The 17,079-nt window shown below is 37.5% G+C and carries 18 protein-coding genes; all 18 read left to right on the forward strand.

The features are described from left to right. Positions 1–187 precede the first annotated feature (187 nt). The 18 genes from rimP to dapG all read left to right on the forward strand — a co-directional run bounded on the left by rimP (position 188) and on the right by dapG (position 17,070). A complete protein-coding gene (gene rimP, locus ACW2QC_RS02225; protein WP_457542357.1) occupies positions 188–658 on the forward strand; it encodes a ribosome maturation factor RimP in 471 nt (156 codons plus the stop codon). A gap of 15 nt (positions 659–673) precedes the next feature. Further along, the gene (gene nusA, locus ACW2QC_RS02230) at positions 674–1,789 is read left to right on the forward strand and encodes a transcription termination factor NusA (RefSeq protein WP_457542358.1); all 1,116 of its coding nucleotides are present in this window, start codon (positions 674–676) and stop codon (positions 1,787–1,789) included. A gap of 12 nt (positions 1,790–1,801) precedes the next feature. Further along, the gene (gene rnpM / locus ACW2QC_RS02235; RefSeq protein ID WP_457542359.1) at positions 1,802–2,077 is read left to right on the forward strand and encodes an RNase P modulator RnpM; all 276 of its coding nucleotides are present in this window, start codon (positions 1,802–1,804) and stop codon (positions 2,075–2,077) included. Continuing rightward, on the forward strand, positions 2,074–2,373 hold the full coding sequence (locus ACW2QC_RS02240) for a YlxQ family RNA-binding protein (protein WP_457542360.1): 300 nt from the start codon (positions 2,074–2,076) through the stop codon (positions 2,371–2,373). The genes rnpM and ACW2QC_RS02240 overlap by 4 nt, the downstream gene beginning before the upstream one ends. 20 nt (positions 2,374–2,393) lie before the next feature. Continuing rightward, positions 2,394–4,565, forward strand: a complete 2,172-nt coding sequence (gene infB / locus ACW2QC_RS02245) for a translation initiation factor IF-2 (protein ID WP_457542361.1) — start codon at positions 2,394–2,396, stop codon at positions 4,563–4,565. Continuing rightward, positions 4,562–4,840: a DUF503 domain-containing protein gene (locus ACW2QC_RS02250; RefSeq protein WP_457542362.1), complete on the forward strand. Its 279-nt coding sequence runs from the start codon at positions 4,562–4,564 to the stop codon at positions 4,838–4,840. Before infB ends, ACW2QC_RS02250 begins: the two co-directional genes overlap by 4 nt. Positions 4,841–4,950: 110 nt before the next feature. Further along, complete coding sequence (gene rbfA, locus ACW2QC_RS02255; protein WP_457542363.1) at positions 4,951–5,295, forward strand: 30S ribosome-binding factor RbfA; 345 nt, start codon at positions 4,951–4,953, stop codon at positions 5,293–5,295. Between the two features lie 134 nt (positions 5,296–5,429). Beyond that, positions 5,430–6,317: a tRNA pseudouridine(55) synthase TruB gene (gene truB, locus ACW2QC_RS02260; protein WP_457542364.1), complete on the forward strand. Its 888-nt coding sequence runs from the start codon at positions 5,430–5,432 to the stop codon at positions 6,315–6,317. 68 nt (positions 6,318–6,385) lie between these two features. Beyond that, positions 6,386–7,330 carry a riboflavin biosynthesis protein RibF gene (ribF, locus tag ACW2QC_RS02265; RefSeq protein WP_457542365.1) on the forward strand — a complete coding sequence of 315 codons (945 nt, stop codon included), beginning with the start codon at positions 6,386–6,388 and terminating at the stop codon, positions 7,328–7,330. 129 nt (positions 7,331–7,459) lie between these two features. Then, positions 7,460–7,729: a 30S ribosomal protein S15 gene (rpsO, locus tag ACW2QC_RS02270; RefSeq protein WP_106497581.1), complete on the forward strand. Its 270-nt coding sequence runs from the start codon at positions 7,460–7,462 to the stop codon at positions 7,727–7,729. Between the two features lie 132 nt (positions 7,730–7,861). Beyond that, entirely contained in the window at positions 7,862–9,976 is a 2,115-nt protein-coding gene (pnp, locus tag ACW2QC_RS02275; RefSeq protein WP_457542366.1) for a polyribonucleotide nucleotidyltransferase, read from the forward strand. 518 nt (positions 9,977–10,494) lie between these two features. After that, a complete protein-coding gene (locus ACW2QC_RS02280; RefSeq protein ID WP_457542367.1) occupies positions 10,495–11,448 on the forward strand; it encodes a polysaccharide deacetylase family protein in 954 nt (317 codons plus the stop codon). 37 nt (positions 11,449–11,485) lie between these two features. Continuing rightward, positions 11,486–12,709 (forward strand): M16 family metallopeptidase, encoded by a 1,224-nt coding sequence (locus ACW2QC_RS02285; RefSeq protein ID WP_457542368.1) that lies wholly within the window; start codon positions 11,486–11,488, stop codon positions 12,707–12,709. A gap of 85 nt (positions 12,710–12,794) precedes the next feature. Continuing rightward, positions 12,795–13,028, forward strand: a complete 234-nt coding sequence (locus ACW2QC_RS02290) for a YlmC/YmxH family sporulation protein (RefSeq protein ID WP_457542369.1) — start codon at positions 12,795–12,797, stop codon at positions 13,026–13,028. Between the two features lie 159 nt (positions 13,029–13,187). Continuing rightward, the gene (gene dpaA, locus ACW2QC_RS02295) at positions 13,188–14,072 is read left to right on the forward strand and encodes a dipicolinic acid synthetase subunit A (protein ID WP_457542370.1); all 885 of its coding nucleotides are present in this window, start codon (positions 13,188–13,190) and stop codon (positions 14,070–14,072) included. Then, positions 14,073–14,663, forward strand: coding sequence for a dipicolinate synthase subunit B (dpaB, locus tag ACW2QC_RS02300; protein WP_457542371.1), 591 nt, complete (start codon positions 14,073–14,075; stop codon positions 14,661–14,663). A 76-nt stretch (positions 14,664–14,739) separates the two neighbouring features. Continuing rightward, entirely contained in the window at positions 14,740–15,792 is a 1,053-nt protein-coding gene (gene asd / locus ACW2QC_RS02305; protein WP_457542372.1) for an aspartate-semialdehyde dehydrogenase, read from the forward strand. A gap of 42 nt (positions 15,793–15,834) precedes the next feature. Continuing rightward, a complete protein-coding gene (gene dapG / locus ACW2QC_RS02310; protein ID WP_457542373.1) occupies positions 15,835–17,070 on the forward strand; it encodes an aspartate kinase in 1,236 nt (411 codons plus the stop codon). The last annotated feature ends 9 nt before the right edge of the window (positions 17,071–17,079 follow it).

Genomic DNA, 17,079 nt, shown 5'->3' on the forward strand with positions numbered 1-17,079 from the left:
TGGGCGAAACCCACTCTTTCTTCATACTTCTATGATTTCTGCTGAGTGAAACTTCCCCCTTGCCACAACTTTCAGGCAGGGGTTTTATATTGAAAAGCAGAAACACAAGCTAATAAAGTACTCAAATGAAATTAGGTATGATTGTTCATAATAAGGAAAACGACAATTGAATAAAGGAGGATTACTGTTGAGTTCGCAAGTAATTAAAACAACGGAAGAATTAGTCCAGCCTATTTTACAGAAAAATAATCTTGAATTAGTTGATATTGAATACGTAAAAGAGGGCAAGAACTGGTTTTTACGAGTTTATATCGACAAAGATGGTGGCATTGATATAGCAGAATGTGGTCAGGTTTCTGAGCAATTAAGTGAAAAATTAGATGAAATCGATCCCATTAAAGAAGCATATTTTCTCGAAGTATCATCACCAGGTGTTGAGCGACCGTTGAAATCAGAAGAAGATTTTACTAATAACGTCAATAATAATGTTTATGTAAAGCTATATGAGCCAATAGATGGAGAAAAAGAATATGAAGGTATTTTAAAAGACTTTACTGATCATGTGGTAACGATTGAATATAAAATAAAAACGCGAAAAAAACAAGTGGAAATTCCATACAATAAGATAGCAAAAGCAAGGCTTGCTGTAACGTTATAAAGGGGGAAAAGAAAAGTGAGCAGTCAGTTGTTTGACGCGATTGATTATTTAGAAAAAGAAAAAGGCATTGATAAGGATATATTGTTGGAGGCTTTAGAAGCAGCTTTAATATCGGCTTACAAGAAAAACTTTAAGTCGGCAACAAATGTGCGGGTTGACCTTGATGAGGAAGCAGGATCAATGCGTGTTTTTGCCCGAAAAACTGTTGTCGATGAAGTAGAGGACTCCCAACAAGAGCTTACTTTAGAAGAGGCAAAAAATATTGATCCAAATTATGAATTGGAGGACGTTATCGAGGTTGAGGTAACACCAAAAGATTTTGGAAGAATTGCCGCTCAAGCTGCTAAACAGGTTGTAACACAACGAATTCGCGAAGCAGAACGCGGGGTTATTTTTAACGAATATGCTGATCGTGAAGAAGATGTCATGACTGGTATTATTCAACGAATGGATCCACGCTTCATTTACGTGAACCTTGGAAAAATTGAAGCGAAATTAGCAGAAGCAGAGCAAATGCCTACGGATGATTACCATGTACATGATCGCCTTAAAGTATTTGTGACAAAAGTGGAAAACACAAGTAAAGGGCCACAAATTTACGTATCAAGGTCACATCCTGGCCTATTAAAACGCTTATTTGAAATGGAAGTCCCAGAAATCTATGATGGTACAGTTGAAATTAAGTCTGTTTCCAGAGAAGCAGGAGACCGTTCCAAAATCTCTGTCCATGCGGATGATCCGGAAATTGATCCGGTTGGGTCATGTGTTGGCCAAAGAGGGCAACGGGTGCAAGCAATTGTTAACGAACTAAAGGGTGAAAAAATTGATGTGGTTGAATGGTCAGAGGATCCAGTTGTCTATGTTTCCAATGCATTAAGCCCATCTAAAGTAGTTGAGGTACTTGTAAATGAAGAAGAAAAAGCAACAACCGTAATTGTTCCTGACTATCAACTTTCTTTAGCTATCGGTAAACGGGGGCAAAATGCTCGTTTAGCTGCCAAATTAACCGGCTGGAAAATAGACATTAAGAGTGAATCTGAGGCCAGAGAAGAAGGGCTGTTAACAGATAACTTTGCCATAGAAGATGAAGATGATACCTATCCAGACAATGTGGACGATTTGTTCGAATAAGGGGGCTATCTAATGGCACAAAAAAGAAAAATCCCACAAAGGAAATGTATTGTAACAAACGAAATGAAGCCTAAGAAAGAGCTTATTCGGATTGTTCGTACAAAAGAGGGCGACATATTTGTTGACGAAACCGGAAAGAAAAACGGTCGTGGCGCATACTTGTCAAAGGATAAGGAAGTAATTGATAAAGCCGAAAAAACGGGTGCTTTAAATCGTCAGTTAAATGGGGAAGTAGATGTAGCTATCTATGATGAGCTCAGAGAAATAGTAGATGGTAAGAAAGCATGAAAAATAATTACTTAAATATGATCGGCTTAGCTTATCGGGCCAGAAAGTGCTCACTTGGTGAAGAAACGATTGTCAAAGATATTCAACAAAACAGAGCCAAGCTAGTCCTTTTGGCAAATGACATTGGTCCACAGACAAAAAAGAAATTAACGGATAAATGTAAGACATATGATGTACCTTTTGCAATAGTAGATGATCGACAAACGCTGTCACAGGCTATTGGAAAAACACAGAGAGTAGCTGTTGCTATTTTAGATGCAGGATTTGCCACTAAGATTAAATCGTTACTCGGGTAAATAAATTCGGGGGTGAACGTATGACTAAAATGCGTGTATATGAATATGCCAAGAAAAATAATGCAACAAGTAAAGATGTGATTGGACACTTAAAAAAATTAAATGTAGAAGTATCTAATCATATGTCCACTATTTCAGATGATGTTATCACGAAATTGGATGAGAGATTCAGCAAGAAGTCATCAGATCAAAAACCAGGTAAGCAACCGACAAATAAATCGGCTTCTAATAAACAAGCAAATACACAAAATAAAACTAAAAATACAAATCAGAAAAACAATAATAACAGTGGAAATAATAATAAAAATTCCAGTCAATCATCACAGCAATCCAAGCCAAAAAGGAATAACCAGCACCATACGAAGCAACAAAAAGGTAAAAAAGGAAGAAATAACAATAAAACAGTTCAAACTCCTAAGCAACCAGTGGTGAAAGAAACACCTAAAGAAATCAAATATAGTGGAACACTTACAGTAAGTGATTTGGCTGGTAAATTAAACAAGGAGCCATCCGAAATAATTAAAAAGCTTATGTTTTTAGGAGTAATGGCTACAAAAAACCAAGACTTGGATGATGATGCAGTTGAATTAATCTGTGAAGAATTTAATGTAGCTGTTGAAAAGGAAATTATTTTAGAAGATACAGATTTTGATAAATATAAACAAGAGGACGATGAAAAGGATTTAATGGAGCGTCCTGCTGTTGTAACCATCATGGGACACGTTGACCATGGTAAAACAACACTGCTTGATTCTATTCGCCATACAAAGGTAACAATAGGGGAAGCTGGTGGTATTACACAGCATATTGGAGCGTACCAAGTAGAAAACAATGGAAAAAGAGTTACGTTTCTTGATACTCCAGGACACGCAGCGTTTACAAGTATGCGGTCACGTGGTGCACAGGTAACAGACATTGCTATTTTAGTTGTCGCAGCAGATGACGGTGTAATGCCACAAACAGTTGAAGCAATTAACCATGCAAAAGCGGCTGAAGTTCCAATTATTGTCGCCGTGAACAAAATGGATAAGGAAGGTGCCAATCCAGATCGTGTTATGCAGGAATTAACGGAATATGAGTTAATTCCAGAGGATTGGGGCGGCGATACCATTTTTGTTCAACTTTCTGCAGTTAAAAATGAAGGTATTGATGACCTGTTAGAAATGATCTTGCTTGTTTCCGAAGTGGAAGAATTAAAAGCAAATCCGAATAATTATGCCTTTGGTACTGTTATTGATGCAAAGCTTGACAAAGGAAGAGGGTCTGTTGCAACATTGCTTGTGCAAAATGGGACACTTCATGTCAGTGACTCCATTGTTGTTGGTAATACATTTGGACGTGTTCGTGCGATGGTCAATGACTTAGGACGACGGGTGGAAGAAGCCGGACCATCAACACCAGTCGAAATTACTGGACTTAATGAGGTACCACAAGCAGGTGACCAATTCCTAGTTTTTGCCGATGAGAAAAAGGCACGTCAAATTGGCGAAGCGCGGCAACAGAAATTTATTCAGGAAAATCGTTCGGAACAAACAAAAGTCAGCCTTGACGATTTATTTGAACAAATTAAACAAGGTGAAATGAAAGAGATTAATATCATTATTAAGGCTGATGTTCAAGGTTCAGCTGAAGCAATGGCATCTTCTCTACGTAAAATTGAAGTAGAAGGTGTAAAAATTAAAATCATTCATACTGGTGTTGGAGCAATAACCGAATCAGATATTATTTTAGCATCTGCTTCTAATGCCATTGTTATTGGGTTTAATGTGCGTCCAGATGCAAATGCTAAGAAAGCAGCCGAATCAGAAAAAGTTGATGTGCGGTTGCATCGGGTAATCTATAAAGTTATTGAGGAAATCGAGTCAGCAATGAAAGGTATGCTTGATCCAGAGTTTGAAGAGAAAATCATTGGTCAAGTTGAAGTTCGGGAAACATTTAAAGTATCTAGAATTGGTACAATTGCTGGTGGTTATGTAACGGAAGGTAAAATCACCCGTGACTCAGGTGTGCGCCTGATTCGTGATGGTATTGTACAATTTGAAGGCAAAATTGATACACTGAAACGTTTTAAAGATGATGTAAAAGAAGTTGCACAAGGCTATGAATGTGGTATTACAATTGAAAAATTTAATGATATCAAAGAAGGCGATGTCATCGAGGCATTTGTGATGGAGGAAATTGAACGTAAATGATTTGTTTTGTAGAAGTAGAATGTATGTTGTATGAAGGCCATTCATTGAAGCAAAAACGGTCCGTTATAAAACGTGTGATGGCAAAACTTCGCAACGACTTCAATGTTGCCATAACTGAACTGGATTTTCATGATTTATGGCAACGCACAAAATTTGGAATCGTAACAATTTCAACTAGCAAAACACATGCTGACCAAATTATTCAGGAAGTGTTACGGGTTATTGACACGTTCCCGGAATTGGAGCGAACCATTACAAATGTTGAATGGTTATAATGCTGGATGAGAAATCGGCCCTGTGTGTCGATTTCTGTTAATCCGGATTTGGCGCGATTAACTTTTTAGAACGTACGTGTTAGCGTCTTTCTAATAATGAGGTGATCTTAATGAGTGATTTACGTGCAAATCGTGTAGCAGAGCAAATGAAAAAGGAACTTGGGGATATTTTAAGCCGAAAAATAAAAGATCCTCGGGTTGGCTTTGTGACGGTTACGGATGTAGAAGTGACAGGAGATTTACAGCAAGCGAAAATATTCATTTCTGTTCTTGGTGATGAACAGCAAAAGCATGATACATTAGTTGGTCTTGCAAAAGCAAAAGGATTTATTCGATCAGAAGTAGGACAACGAATTCGCTTACGTAAAACACCTGAATTATCGTTTGAATTTGATGAAGCATTGGAACAAGGGAATCGAATTGAGACAATTTTACGTGAATTAAATAACAAATAATGCGTAAATGCAAAAAAAGTGCTTCCTGTGTAAGGTAACAGCGGGAAGTAGTAAGAAAATCTGACTCTTGAATACAACAAGAGGGTCAGATTTTTTCCTTGCTCTATAAAATTTGCTTGCTGGAGGAAATTGGTATGGATGGCATCATCCCACTATGGAAACCAAAAGGATTAACATCACACGATTGTGTAGTTAAAATACGGAAATTGTTACGTACGAAAAAAGTGGGGCATACAGGTACACTTGATCCAGAAGTAGAGGGTGTTTTGCCTATCTGCGTTGGACAGGCTACAAAAATTGTTCCATTTTTAACAGATACAAAGAAAATATATATTGCAGAAGTGACACTAGGAACTTCAACAGAGACAGAAGATGCAACAGGAAAAACGGTTGAACAAAAACTAGTGGAAATTCAGCCGACCAAAGTAAGCGTAGAGGCTGTGTTGCAATCTTTTATCGGTGAATCAACTCAGGTCCCACCGATGTATTCAGCTGTAAAGGTGGATGGGAAAAAATTATATGAATATGCTCGAGCAAATGAAACAGTCGAGCGTCCAAAGCGAACGATTACTGTTTTCGAACTAACATTTTTGGAACATACAAGTGAACAATCTTTTCGCATTAAAGCCGTTTGTTCCAAGGGTACATATATACGAACATTATGTGTTGATATTGGGGCGCAATTAGGTTACCCTGCACACATGTCTCATTTAATTCGGACGCAAACAGGAGCAATAAAACAGCAAGACACGGTAACTTTTGATAAAATAGAAGAGGCTGTAATAGACGAGAAATTGGATGATGTGCTCTTACCCATCGCCAACGGCTTAACCCACCTTGAGAGTGTGAAAGTGGATGAAGACACAAAGAAAAAAGTACTAAATGGACAAAAACTGGCTAAAACAAATATCATAAAGACAACACAACCATTTGTAATGATGCACAACAACCAAGTATTAGCAATCTATCAGATCCACCCAGATCATAACGAACAAATAAAACCAGTACGTGTATTTTCATAACATAGATGTAATAATGTAAACATATCGGATTAGGATTTTTTATTTTTAAAAAGTGTAGGTGAAAAGGCTTGCGAACAATTAAATTAACATATCCTCATACATTAGCATTGGAAGAACTTCCTGAAACTGTAGCTGCTATTGGTTTTTTTGATGGTATCCATCTTGGACATCAAAAGGTAATTAAAGCAGCTGTATCGAAAGCAAAAGAAAGAAAAATGGAAAGTGCGGTAATCACGTTTCATCCTCATCCATCTGTTGTTTTGAAAAAAGATGTCCAGCATGTTCAGTATATTACGCCATTAAAAGAAAAACAGGAAGTATTACAGCAAATGGATGTGGACCGACTATATATTATTACATTTAACAAAGAATTATCATCGTTGTCACCACAGCAATTTATTGATCACTTTATAATTGGGCTAAATATTAAGCATTTAGTTGCAGGTTTTGATTATTCGTTCGGGCATAAAGGAAAAGGTAACATGAACAATATTGCGGAATATACAAAGGATAAATTCACGTTTACAACGATCAAAAAAGTGGAATTAGAAGATGAAAAGGTTAGTTCGACAAAAATTAGAGAACTACTAAAAAGCGGTAAGGTGGAAGTTGTTCAATCATTATTAGGACGCCCATTAACGGTAAATGGAGTTGTAATTGAAGGTGATAAACGAGGGAGAACAATTGGTTATCCAACAGCAAATCTACGGGTGCATCAGGATGCACTCTTACCGAAACCAGGTATTTATGCGGTAAAAGTAATTTATAAAAATGAAACATATGAAGGTATGGCAAGTTTAGGTACCAATCCAACGTTTACTGCAAATCGAAAGGATCTTTCATTAGAGGTGAATATTTTAGATTATCAAAATGATCTTTATGGGGAAGAATTGCAAATGGAGTGGTATAAATTTATTCGTGATGAGTTAAGGTTTGATAATGTAGAAGCACTAATAGATCAAATTACAGACGATGAAAAAGTTATTCGAGCATATTTTTCAAATAAACACTAAATAAATCACACTTGCATTTTTTACTGAAAAGATGTATTCTTAACAACGTAAAACCTTCGCTTGGCAAATCGAAACTCCGACGTTTGCTAGGGGACAGGGGATATGAACACAATATAGGAGGTGAACAGGATGGCTATAACAAAAGAACGTAAAAACGAAATTATTTCTGAATACAAAGTTCATGACAATGATACTGGTTCTCCAGAAGTACAAATCGCTGTCCTTACAGAGGAAATCACAACATTAAATGAACATTTACGCGTTCATAAGAAAGACCATCATTCACGTCGTGGTCTATTAAAAATGGTTGGTAAACGTCGTAATTTACTAAACTATTTGCGTAACAAAGATGTCACACGTTATCGTGAATTAATTAAAAAATTAGGCTTACGCAGGTAATTGTAAAAAAGCAGGAGTAATCCTGCTTTTTTTGCAGTTATTATGCAAATAATACTACATAAAATTTACATTTGCATCGATTAATTATAAAATGAAATGTAGAATGTTTTATTGAAGGGAGTATGAAAACGAATGGCAGAAGAAAAACAAGTATTCTCCACTGAAATTGCCGGTAAACCGTTTATCGTTGAAATTGGAGAATTAGCAAAACAGGCGAATGGCGCATGTATGATCCGCTATGGTGATACGTCCGTATTGTCTGTAGCAACTGCATCACAGGAGCCGAAAGATTTACCGTTCTTTCCACTTACAGTAAATTATGAAGAACGTTTATATGCGGTTGGGAAAATACCTGGAGGGTTTATTAAACGTGAGGGGCGACCTAGTGAAAAGGCAATATTAGCTTCACGCTTAATTGACCGACCAATTCGCCCGCTTTTCCCTGACGGTTTTAGAAATGAAGTGCAGGTAATTAGTACAGTTATGAGTGTTGATCAAGACTGTTCAACTGAAATTGCTGCAATGATTGGATCATCTATTGCATTAAGTGTGTCTGATATACCGTTTGAAGAACCAATTGCTGGTGTTCATGTTGGACGAGTAGATGGTGAATTTGTTATTAACCCAACTGTTGAACAGGAAGAGAAAAGCGACATTGATTTAACAGTGGCAGGAACGAAAGATGCGATTAACATGGTCGAAGCTGGTGCACAAGAAGTCCCAGAAGAAGTGATGCTTGAAGCCATCATGTTTGGGCATGAAGAAATCAAGCGCTTAGTCGCATTCCAAGAAGAAATCGTGAAAGCAGCAGGTCAAGAAAAAACAGAAGTAACGTTATTCGAGGCTGACGAAGCATTATCAGCAAAAGTTATCGATCAAGCAAAAGAGAAGCTGGTTGCAGCCATTCAAGTAAAAGAAAAACATGCTCGAGAACTTGCAATTGATAATGTAAAAGATGAAATTGTTGCGTTATACGACGAGGAAGAAGAAGACGTTGTTAAACAAGTAAAATCCGTCCTTGACAAAATGGTAAAAGAAGAAGTACGTCGTTTAATTACCAAGGAAAAAGTGCGTCCAGATGGTCGTAAAATTGATGAGATTCGTCCTTTATCATCTCGAGTTGGTGTTTTGCCAAGAACGCATGGGTCAGGGTTGTTTACACGTGGACAAACACAAGCATTAAGCATTTGTACACTTGGAGCATTAGGAGATGTACAAATTTTAGATGGGTTAGATTTAGAAGAATCTAAGCGGTTTATGCATCATTATAATTTCCCGCAATATAGTGTTGGTGCAACAGGCCCAATTCGTGGACCAGGCCGTCGTGAAATTGGACATGGAGCACTAGGTGAACGCGCGCTTGAAAAGGTTGTTCCTTCAGATAAAGATTTCCCTTATACAATTCGTCTTGTTTCTGAAGTATTGGAATCAAACGGTTCGACGTCGCAAGCAAGTATTTGTGCAAGTACATTGGCGATGATGAATGCAGGTGTTCCAATTAAAGCTCCAGTGGCCGGAATTGCGATGGGTCTTGTGAAATCTGGCGATGATTACACGATTTTGACAGACATCCAAGGAATGGAAGATGCACTTGGGGACATGGACTTTAAAGTTGCCGGCACAGCAGCTGGTGTTACAGCACTACAAATGGATATCAAGATCGATGGTTTATCAAGGGAAATCTTAGAAGAAGCATTAACACAGGCTAAAAAAGGTCGTATGCAAATTCTCGATTCTATGTTAGCAACGATTAGTGAGCCAAATGCGGAACTTTCTCAGTATGCACCGAAAATTTTAACAATGTCCATTAAACCAGACAAAATTCGTGATGTTATCGGACCAAGCGGTAAACAAATTAATAAAATTATCGAAGAAACCGGTGTGAAAATTGACATCGAACAAGATGGAAGTGTGTTTATCTCATCAACAGATGCAAGCATGAACAAAAAAGCGAAACAAATTATTGAAGATCTTATTCGTGAAGTGGAAGTTGGACAAACCTATTTGGGTACTGTTAAACGTATTGAGAAATTTGGCGCTTTCGTGGAATTGTTCAAAGGAAAAGACGGGCTAGTTCATATTTCTGAATTAGCGGAAGAACGAACAAATAAAGTAGAAGATGTTGTATCAATCGGTGATAAAATTATGGTTAAAGTGAAAGAGATTGATAATCACGGCCGAGTTAACCTTTCACGAAAGGCTGTATTAAAGGAAGAAAAGGAAAAAGCTGAAAAATCAAGTTTATAATTAGAAAATCAAGAAGCTGGCTAACCAGTTTCTTTTTTAATGGCTGTTTTCGCGTAATTTATTGCTTTTTACACAATAGATATAAAATGCGGCACAGTGAACGTTCTAATGATAATTGAGTGCTTAGATTCCACTCCGGCAGAATACTTCGCTTTCCGCGGGCACGGCTTCAGCCTCCTCGCGGGAAACCACCGCTGCGGGGTCTTCAGACTCGTGCTGTTCCCGCAGGAGTCTACGTATTCTGCCTACGCTGATAGTAGTGTTCTGATTATCGAAAGGGGAAGCCGTGGAACGTTACAAGAATTTCTCCTTGAAGAGAAGGATACTCTAAGTTGTGGAAAAAATACAGCTCCATTTTTTCTACGTGCGCTGGTAGCGGACAACCATATCCAGCTTCTACGTATCAGTACCTGTCCTCCACATTCATAAATTCTCCATCATTTCTTAGTGTGTCCTCGGTAGTTTTCTTGGCATACCTTGTCCGTTCTTCTCATATAGATGATGGAGGGGGGATTTGGATGTACCGAAATCGAATAATTCATTTTTGTGTATTTATCATTATCGTTGCAATCTCTTTTAATAATGAATACAATCCATTTGTTATGAATGATATCCAAACAATTTCTGACTCTGTTGCACATGTATCCAAACAAGAAGACGAATTATACAAGGAGGTCCAAGCAAAAAGTGACACCTTTTCAATAGCTCCTCAAGATGCAACCATTGATAAAGTTTGGAAGAAAACACCTGGAAGAAATGGAGTGAAGGTAAACGTAAAAAAATCGTATCAGCAAATGAAGAAAGATGGGGTGTTTGATAAAACATTACTTGTCTATGAACAAGTTCCACCTAATGTTTCGCTCGCGGATTTACCGCCTTCCCCCATTTATCGAGGGCACCCTGAAAAACAAATGACTGCATTCTTGATTAATGTCTCATGGGGAACCGAATATATTCCAGCAATGCTAAATGTATTAAAAGAGAAAAATGTTAAAGCAACATTTTTTATTGAAGGAAAATGGGCGAAGGAAAATAGCGAATTTGTGGAAATGATTGATGAACAAGGACATTTGATTGGTAATCATGCCTATAATCATCCAGACATGGCACGCCTGTCTGACCAAGAAATAACCGAACAAATAAAACAAACAAATGAAATTATCAAAGCAATAACAGGTAAAACACCAAAATGGTTCGCTCCTCCTAGTGGAAGTTTTAATAATGAAGTAGTAAAAATTGCAGATAATATGAATATGCAAACCGTATTATGGACGGTTGATACAATTGATTGGAAGAATCCTACAGTATCTGTTATGGTGAATAGGGTGAATTCTAAACTTCATCCTGGTGCAATGGTGTTAATGCATCCCACTGCTGCAACTGCTGAGGGCCTTAGCTCATTGATTACTATGGTTAAAGAAAAAGGATATAAAATAGGAACAGTTGAAAAATTACTAAGTGAAGAACGGTAAAAAACGTCAATGTTAAACATAATTAGGAGGAAAAAACTTGATTGAGAAGCATACAAGTAAGAATGGTCTGCGAATTGTATTAGAGAACGTACCCGCAGTCCGTTCCGTAACAATTGGAATTTGGGTGTTAACAGGCTCCCGTAATGAAACAGAACAAAATAATGGAATTTCCCATTTTTTAGAGCACATGTTTTTTAAAGGAACAAAAACTAGATCAGCAAAAGATATTGCAGAAGCATTTGATGCTATTGGTGGACAGGTGAACGCTTTTACATCAAAAGAATACACTTGTTTTTATGCCAAAGTACTTGATACACATAAAGAATTGGCATTGGATATTTTGGCCGATATGTTTTTTCATTCTGCTTTTGATGGGGAAGAAATGGAACGAGAGAAAAAAGTGGTACTAGAAGAGATAAAAATGTACGAAGATACACCGGATGATATTGTTCATGATCTATTGGCACGTGCTTCCTACGGGGATCACCCGCTTGGATACCCTATTTTAGGGACAGAAGAACATTTAAAAACATTTCAACCAGATACACTTAGAACGTATATCAACCAATGCTATACACCTGAAAATGTTGTTGTATCTGTTGCTGGTAATGTGGACCATTCATTTATTAGCAAAGTTGAATCATATTTCGGCTCCTATCAGTCAGATTATAAACGAGCAGAAATTTTAAAACCCGCTTTTATTGCAGGAAATATTGAGCGAAATAAAGATACAGAACAGGCACATTTATGCTTAGGATATGATGGTTTACCTGTTGGCGATGAAAATATGTATAGTTTAATTATTATGAACAATGTACTTGGTGGAAGCATGAGCTCGAGATTATTCCAGGAAGTAAGGGAACAACAAGGACTTGCATATGCGGTATTTTCTTATCACTCTTCTTTTCGAGATAGTGGGCTATTGACCATTTATGCGGGAACGGGAAAGGACCAATTACCATTACTTCAGGATACAATCAAACGAACAATGGATACATTGATTACGAATGGTTTAACAGATAAGGAATTAAAAAATAGCAAGGAACAGTTAAAAGGTAATTTGGTATTAAGTTTAGAAAGTACGAACAGTCATATGAGCAGAAATGGAAAAAATGAATTGTTGTTAAATCGTCATCGTACGTTGGATGAAATGATTCAGGAGATTGACGCAGTTAACCATGAATCCATCCAAGCTGTTATTGAACGTACTTTTAACCAATCCTCTTCCAAGGCGTTAATCGCACCTAAATCTGATCAATAATTAGATTTAGCAGTAGTGATCCACCTCTATGCATAGGCTATGTTTTTGATCATATAGATGATAATACATACGGAGGTGTGTACCGATGCGGTATAAGGATATTAGTGGAAAAGAAATTGTTAATATTAATCAAGGTTCGAGGTTGGGTATTTTAGGACAAACAGATTTGGAAATCAATGAGAAGACCGGACAAATCGAGTCATTTATTATTCCTAATTACAAATGGTTTGGGCTTAAAAAAGAAGGGGAAGAGACAAAAATACGTTGGAGTTCCATTAAAAAAATCGGTGAAGATATGATTATGATTGAATCGGAATAGTTGTATGAATCATATTTAAGGCTAGTATCACTACTTGTGATACTAGCCTTTTTTTGTGTGTAGGTGAAACTCCTAATCACTAAGATTGCTTCCCCACATAAGCTATAACGAATAGTCTAAATTAGCGTTTATTTACATGGTGAGGGGTGTATTACTAGCATGAGTCAATCAATAGCTGTATTAGGAGGAGACGGACGATATCTTGAACTGATTCGTCAATTGCAGGAATTGCCTGATACAACGATATTCTTAGTCGGCTTTGATAAATTGGAGCAAGGATTTACAGGATCAAAGCAAGTTGATTTTAATGATTTAGAACCTGAAAAATTAGATGTTGTTATTTTGCCGATCACGGGAACGAATCATCAAGGCGAAATTGAAACGGTTTTCTCTGACCAGCAGATAAATCTTTCAAAAGCATGGTTTAATCAATTACGACCATCGACATTAATCTTTACCGGTATAACGAATGATTATTTAACGTCGCTTACAAATGAATTGAATTTACAATTAATCGCTTTGTTTGATCGTGATGATGTTGCGATCTATAACTCGATACCTACAGCAGAAGGTACGATCATGATGGCCATCGAACATACAGATTTTACGATTCACTCTTCCCGTGTTATTGTCGTCGGTTTTGGTAGAGTCGGAAACACAGTTGCCAACAAGTTTTCAGCTTTAGGAGCAAAAGTATCTGTTTGCGCCCGCAGTATTAAAGATCTTGCGAGAATTACAGAAATGGGTTTGACAGCTATCCCGCTATCAAAGTTACATGAATACTCCGATGCATGTGATTTACTAATTAATACAATTCCAGCTCAAGTTGTTACAAAAGATTCCATCCAGCAATTACCATCCCACGCATTAATTTATGATTTGGCTTCCAAACCGGGAGGAACAGATTTTGATTATGCAAAGCAGCGTGGCATTAAGGCAATATTGGCTCGAAGTCTACCAGGGATTGTTGCGCCTAAAACATCAGGGAAAATTCTTGCCGATGTAGTAAAACAGTTTTTGAATAATGGAAAGGAGCAAAAATAAATGACTTTGAAAGGAAAACGAATTGGGTTTGGTATAACAGCTTCACATTGTACGTACGACAAGGTATTTCCTGAATTGGAGAGATTAATGGAATTGGGTGCTGAAGTGGTTCCGATAGTTACGTATACTGTAAGAACAACAGATACGAAATTCGGAAAAGCAGCAGACCATATTAAAAAAATTGAATCCATTACTGGGAAACGTGTTATCACAACAATGCCTGAAGCTGAACCATTGGGTCCGGATTATCCATTGGATTGTATGGTAATTGCACCGTTAACAGGAAATTCGATGAGTAAATTTGCCAATGCACTAACCGATTCTCCAGTCTTAATGGCGGCAAAAGCAACAATGCGAAATCAAAAACCTGTTGTATTAGGAATATCAACGAATGATGCACTTGGTTTAAATGGGGTAAATTTAATGCGGCTGATGGCGAGCAAATATATTTATTTTATTCCATATGGGCAAGACGATCCTTATAAGAAGCCAAATTCACTAGTTGCGAAAATGGATTATTTAGCCAAAACAGTAGAAAAAGCACTTGAACATCAGCAACTTCAACCTGTTATAATACCGTATGAGGAATAAAATATGTTAAAATAGAAGAAATATTAGAACAGAGTATTATAGGAGAGCTGAGTGGAATACGAAGGGAGAACTTTTAATGGCTAATAAAACAAATTATAATGTAGCAGTAGTTGGAGCAACAGGTGCAGTTGGGGAAAAAATCATCCAAATTTTACAAGATAAGAAGTTCCCGATTGATAAGATAAAACTTTTATCCTCAAAACGGTCAGCAGGTAAAAAAGTGATGTTTCATAATCAAGAGATTATTGTGGAAGAAGCTACTCCAGAAAGTTTTGCTGGGGTAGATATTGCATTATTTTCTGCTGGTGGGTCTGTTTCGAAAAAATTAGCACCAGAAGCAGTAAAACGTGGTGCGGTTGTAATAGATAATACAAGTGCTTTTCGAATGACTGAAGGTGTACCACTTGTTGTGCCAGAAGTAAATGAGGCTGATTTAAAATCACATAATGGAATCATTGCGAATCCAAATTGTTCTACGATCCAAATGGTTGCAGCATTAAAACCGATCCAAGAAGCTTACGGCTTGAATCGTGTTATTGTATCAACCTATCAGGCTGTCTCCGGCTCTGGTAACGAGGCATGCAATGAGTTGGAGAATCAATCTAAGCAATTTTTAGATAACCAAGAAATGACCGCGGAAATACTTCCGGTAAAAGGGGATAAAAAACATTATCCGATTGCGTTTAATGCGTTGCCGCAAATTGATGTTTTCCAAGACAATGGTTATACGTTTGAAGAAATGAAAATGATTAATGAAACGAAAAAAATTATGCATGCACCTGAATTGCCAGTTGCTGCAACATGTGTACGATTACCATTTTTTACGTCGCATGCTGAGAGCGTTTATGTTGAAGTAGATAAAGCGGATGTAACGGTGGCTGATTTATGGAAAGCCTTGGATGGGGCTGATGGAGTCGTATTAGAAGACGATCCAAGTACGCAGACATATCCAACACCGTTAAGCGCATCAAATAAAGAAGAAGTATTTGTTGGTCGGGTCAGAAAAGATTTAGATACAGCAAACGGGTTCCATTTATGGGTTGTTTCTGATAACTTAATGAAGGGCGCTGCTTGGAATACGGTACAAATTGCAGAACGTTTAATCCAAAATGACTGGTTAGCAAAATAAAATATATAATCAAATTCAATAGACTACGTAAGAGGTGTGATAATGCAGGTATTAATTCAAAAATTTGGTGGAACATCTGTACAAACAGCAGAAAATAGAAATCATGTTATCAAACATATTAAGAATGCAATAATAAAGGATTATAAAGTCGTTGTCGTTGTATCTGCATTAGGAAGAAAGCCGGATCCATATGCGACAGATACGCTGCTGGATCTGGTCGGTTTTCCCGCAAATCATAATTCTACTAGGGAATTGGATTTATTGATGTCTTGTGGTGAAACAATTGCTTCTGTTGTATTATCAAATGAACTTCAAAAAAATCATATTGCAGCGACAGCATTAACCGGTGCACAGGCTGGTTTCGTAACGAACAATGATTTTAATCATGCAAAAATTAAGGAAGTTACACCAACCCGTGTTTTACAAGAATTTAAGAATAATGATGTCGTGGTTGTTGCTGGTTTCCAAGGGCAAACAAAGGCTGGAGAGATAACAACGATTGGCAGGGGTGGAAGTGATACGAGTGCTGCGGCACTAGGAGCTGCACTAGAAGCGGAGGAAATCGAAATTTTCACAGATGTGAATGGGATCATGACGGCTGATCCACGTGTTGTGAAAAGTGCTCGATCACTGGATGTTGTCACCTATACAGAAATTTGTAATTTGGCATATCAGGGTGCCAAAGTGGTGCATCCACGGGCAGTTGAAATTGCGATGCAAGCAAAAATACCAATGCGTGTGAGGTCTACTTATTCACAAGACCAGGGTACATTGGTCACTTCATCGAGAATTAGTGAATTTGGAAGTGATATTCCAGATCAGTTAATTACGGGTATTGCCCACCTTGATAAAATTACTCAAATTAGGGTTCAGTCAAAGGAGGAGGCACATAGGCTTCACTCTGAGGTTTTTAAAGCAATGGCAGAGGCTGGTATATCAGTCGATTTCATTAATATATCCCCCACAGGAGTTTTGTATACAGTACCAGAAGAATTCACTCAAAAAGCAGTGCGTATTCTAGAAACACTCGGATTTCAACCGGAAATAACTGAGAAATGTGCCAAAGTATCGGCAGTAGGTGCTGGGATGACTGGAGTTCCAGGGGTAGCTTCCAAAATCGTGCAAGCATTAACTAGTCAGGGTGTGCAAATACTACAATCGGCAGATAGTCATACTACAATTTGGGTACTTATTCACGAAAAGGACTTAAGTACTGCAGTAAATGCACTGCATGATGCGTTTGAACTAAGCATGGTAAAAGAAGCTGAAGTACTGTAAAAACCCATT

This window comes from Virgibacillus sp. FSP13 (assembly GCF_054048505.1).

Bases quoted from the DNA above. Each gene is read 5' to 3' on its own strand.
- rnpM (WP_457542359.1), top strand. From the start codon at position 1,802: ATGGCACAAAAAAGAAAAATCCCACAAAGGAAATGTATTGTAACAAAC.
- ACW2QC_RS02240 (WP_457542360.1), top strand. From the start codon at position 2,074: ATGAAAAATAATTACTTAAATATGATCGGCTTAGCTTATCGGGCCAGA.
- infB (WP_457542361.1), top strand. From the start codon at position 2,394: ATGACTAAAATGCGTGTATATGAATATGCCAAGAAAAATAATGCAACA.
- ACW2QC_RS02250 (WP_457542362.1), top strand. From the start codon at position 4,562: ATGATTTGTTTTGTAGAAGTAGAATGTATGTTGTATGAAGGCCATTCA.
- rbfA (WP_457542363.1), top strand. From the start codon at position 4,951: ATGAGTGATTTACGTGCAAATCGTGTAGCAGAGCAAATGAAAAAGGAA.
- truB (WP_457542364.1), top strand. From the start codon at position 5,430: ATGGATGGCATCATCCCACTATGGAAACCAAAAGGATTAACATCACAC.
- rpsO (WP_106497581.1), top strand. From the start codon at position 7,460: ATGGCTATAACAAAAGAACGTAAAAACGAAATTATTTCTGAATACAAA.
- pnp (WP_457542366.1), top strand. From the start codon at position 7,862: ATGGCAGAAGAAAAACAAGTATTCTCCACTGAAATTGCCGGTAAACCG.
- ACW2QC_RS02280 (WP_457542367.1), top strand. From the start codon at position 10,495: ATGTACCGAAATCGAATAATTCATTTTTGTGTATTTATCATTATCGTT.
- ACW2QC_RS02290 (WP_457542369.1), top strand. From the start codon at position 12,795: ATGCGGTATAAGGATATTAGTGGAAAAGAAATTGTTAATATTAATCAA.
- dpaA (WP_457542370.1), top strand. From the start codon at position 13,188: ATGAGTCAATCAATAGCTGTATTAGGAGGAGACGGACGATATCTTGAA.
- dpaB (WP_457542371.1), top strand. From the start codon at position 14,073: ATGACTTTGAAAGGAAAACGAATTGGGTTTGGTATAACAGCTTCACAT.
- asd (WP_457542372.1), top strand. From the start codon at position 14,740: ATGGCTAATAAAACAAATTATAATGTAGCAGTAGTTGGAGCAACAGGT.
- dapG (WP_457542373.1), top strand. From the start codon at position 15,835: ATGCAGGTATTAATTCAAAAATTTGGTGGAACATCTGTACAAACAGCA.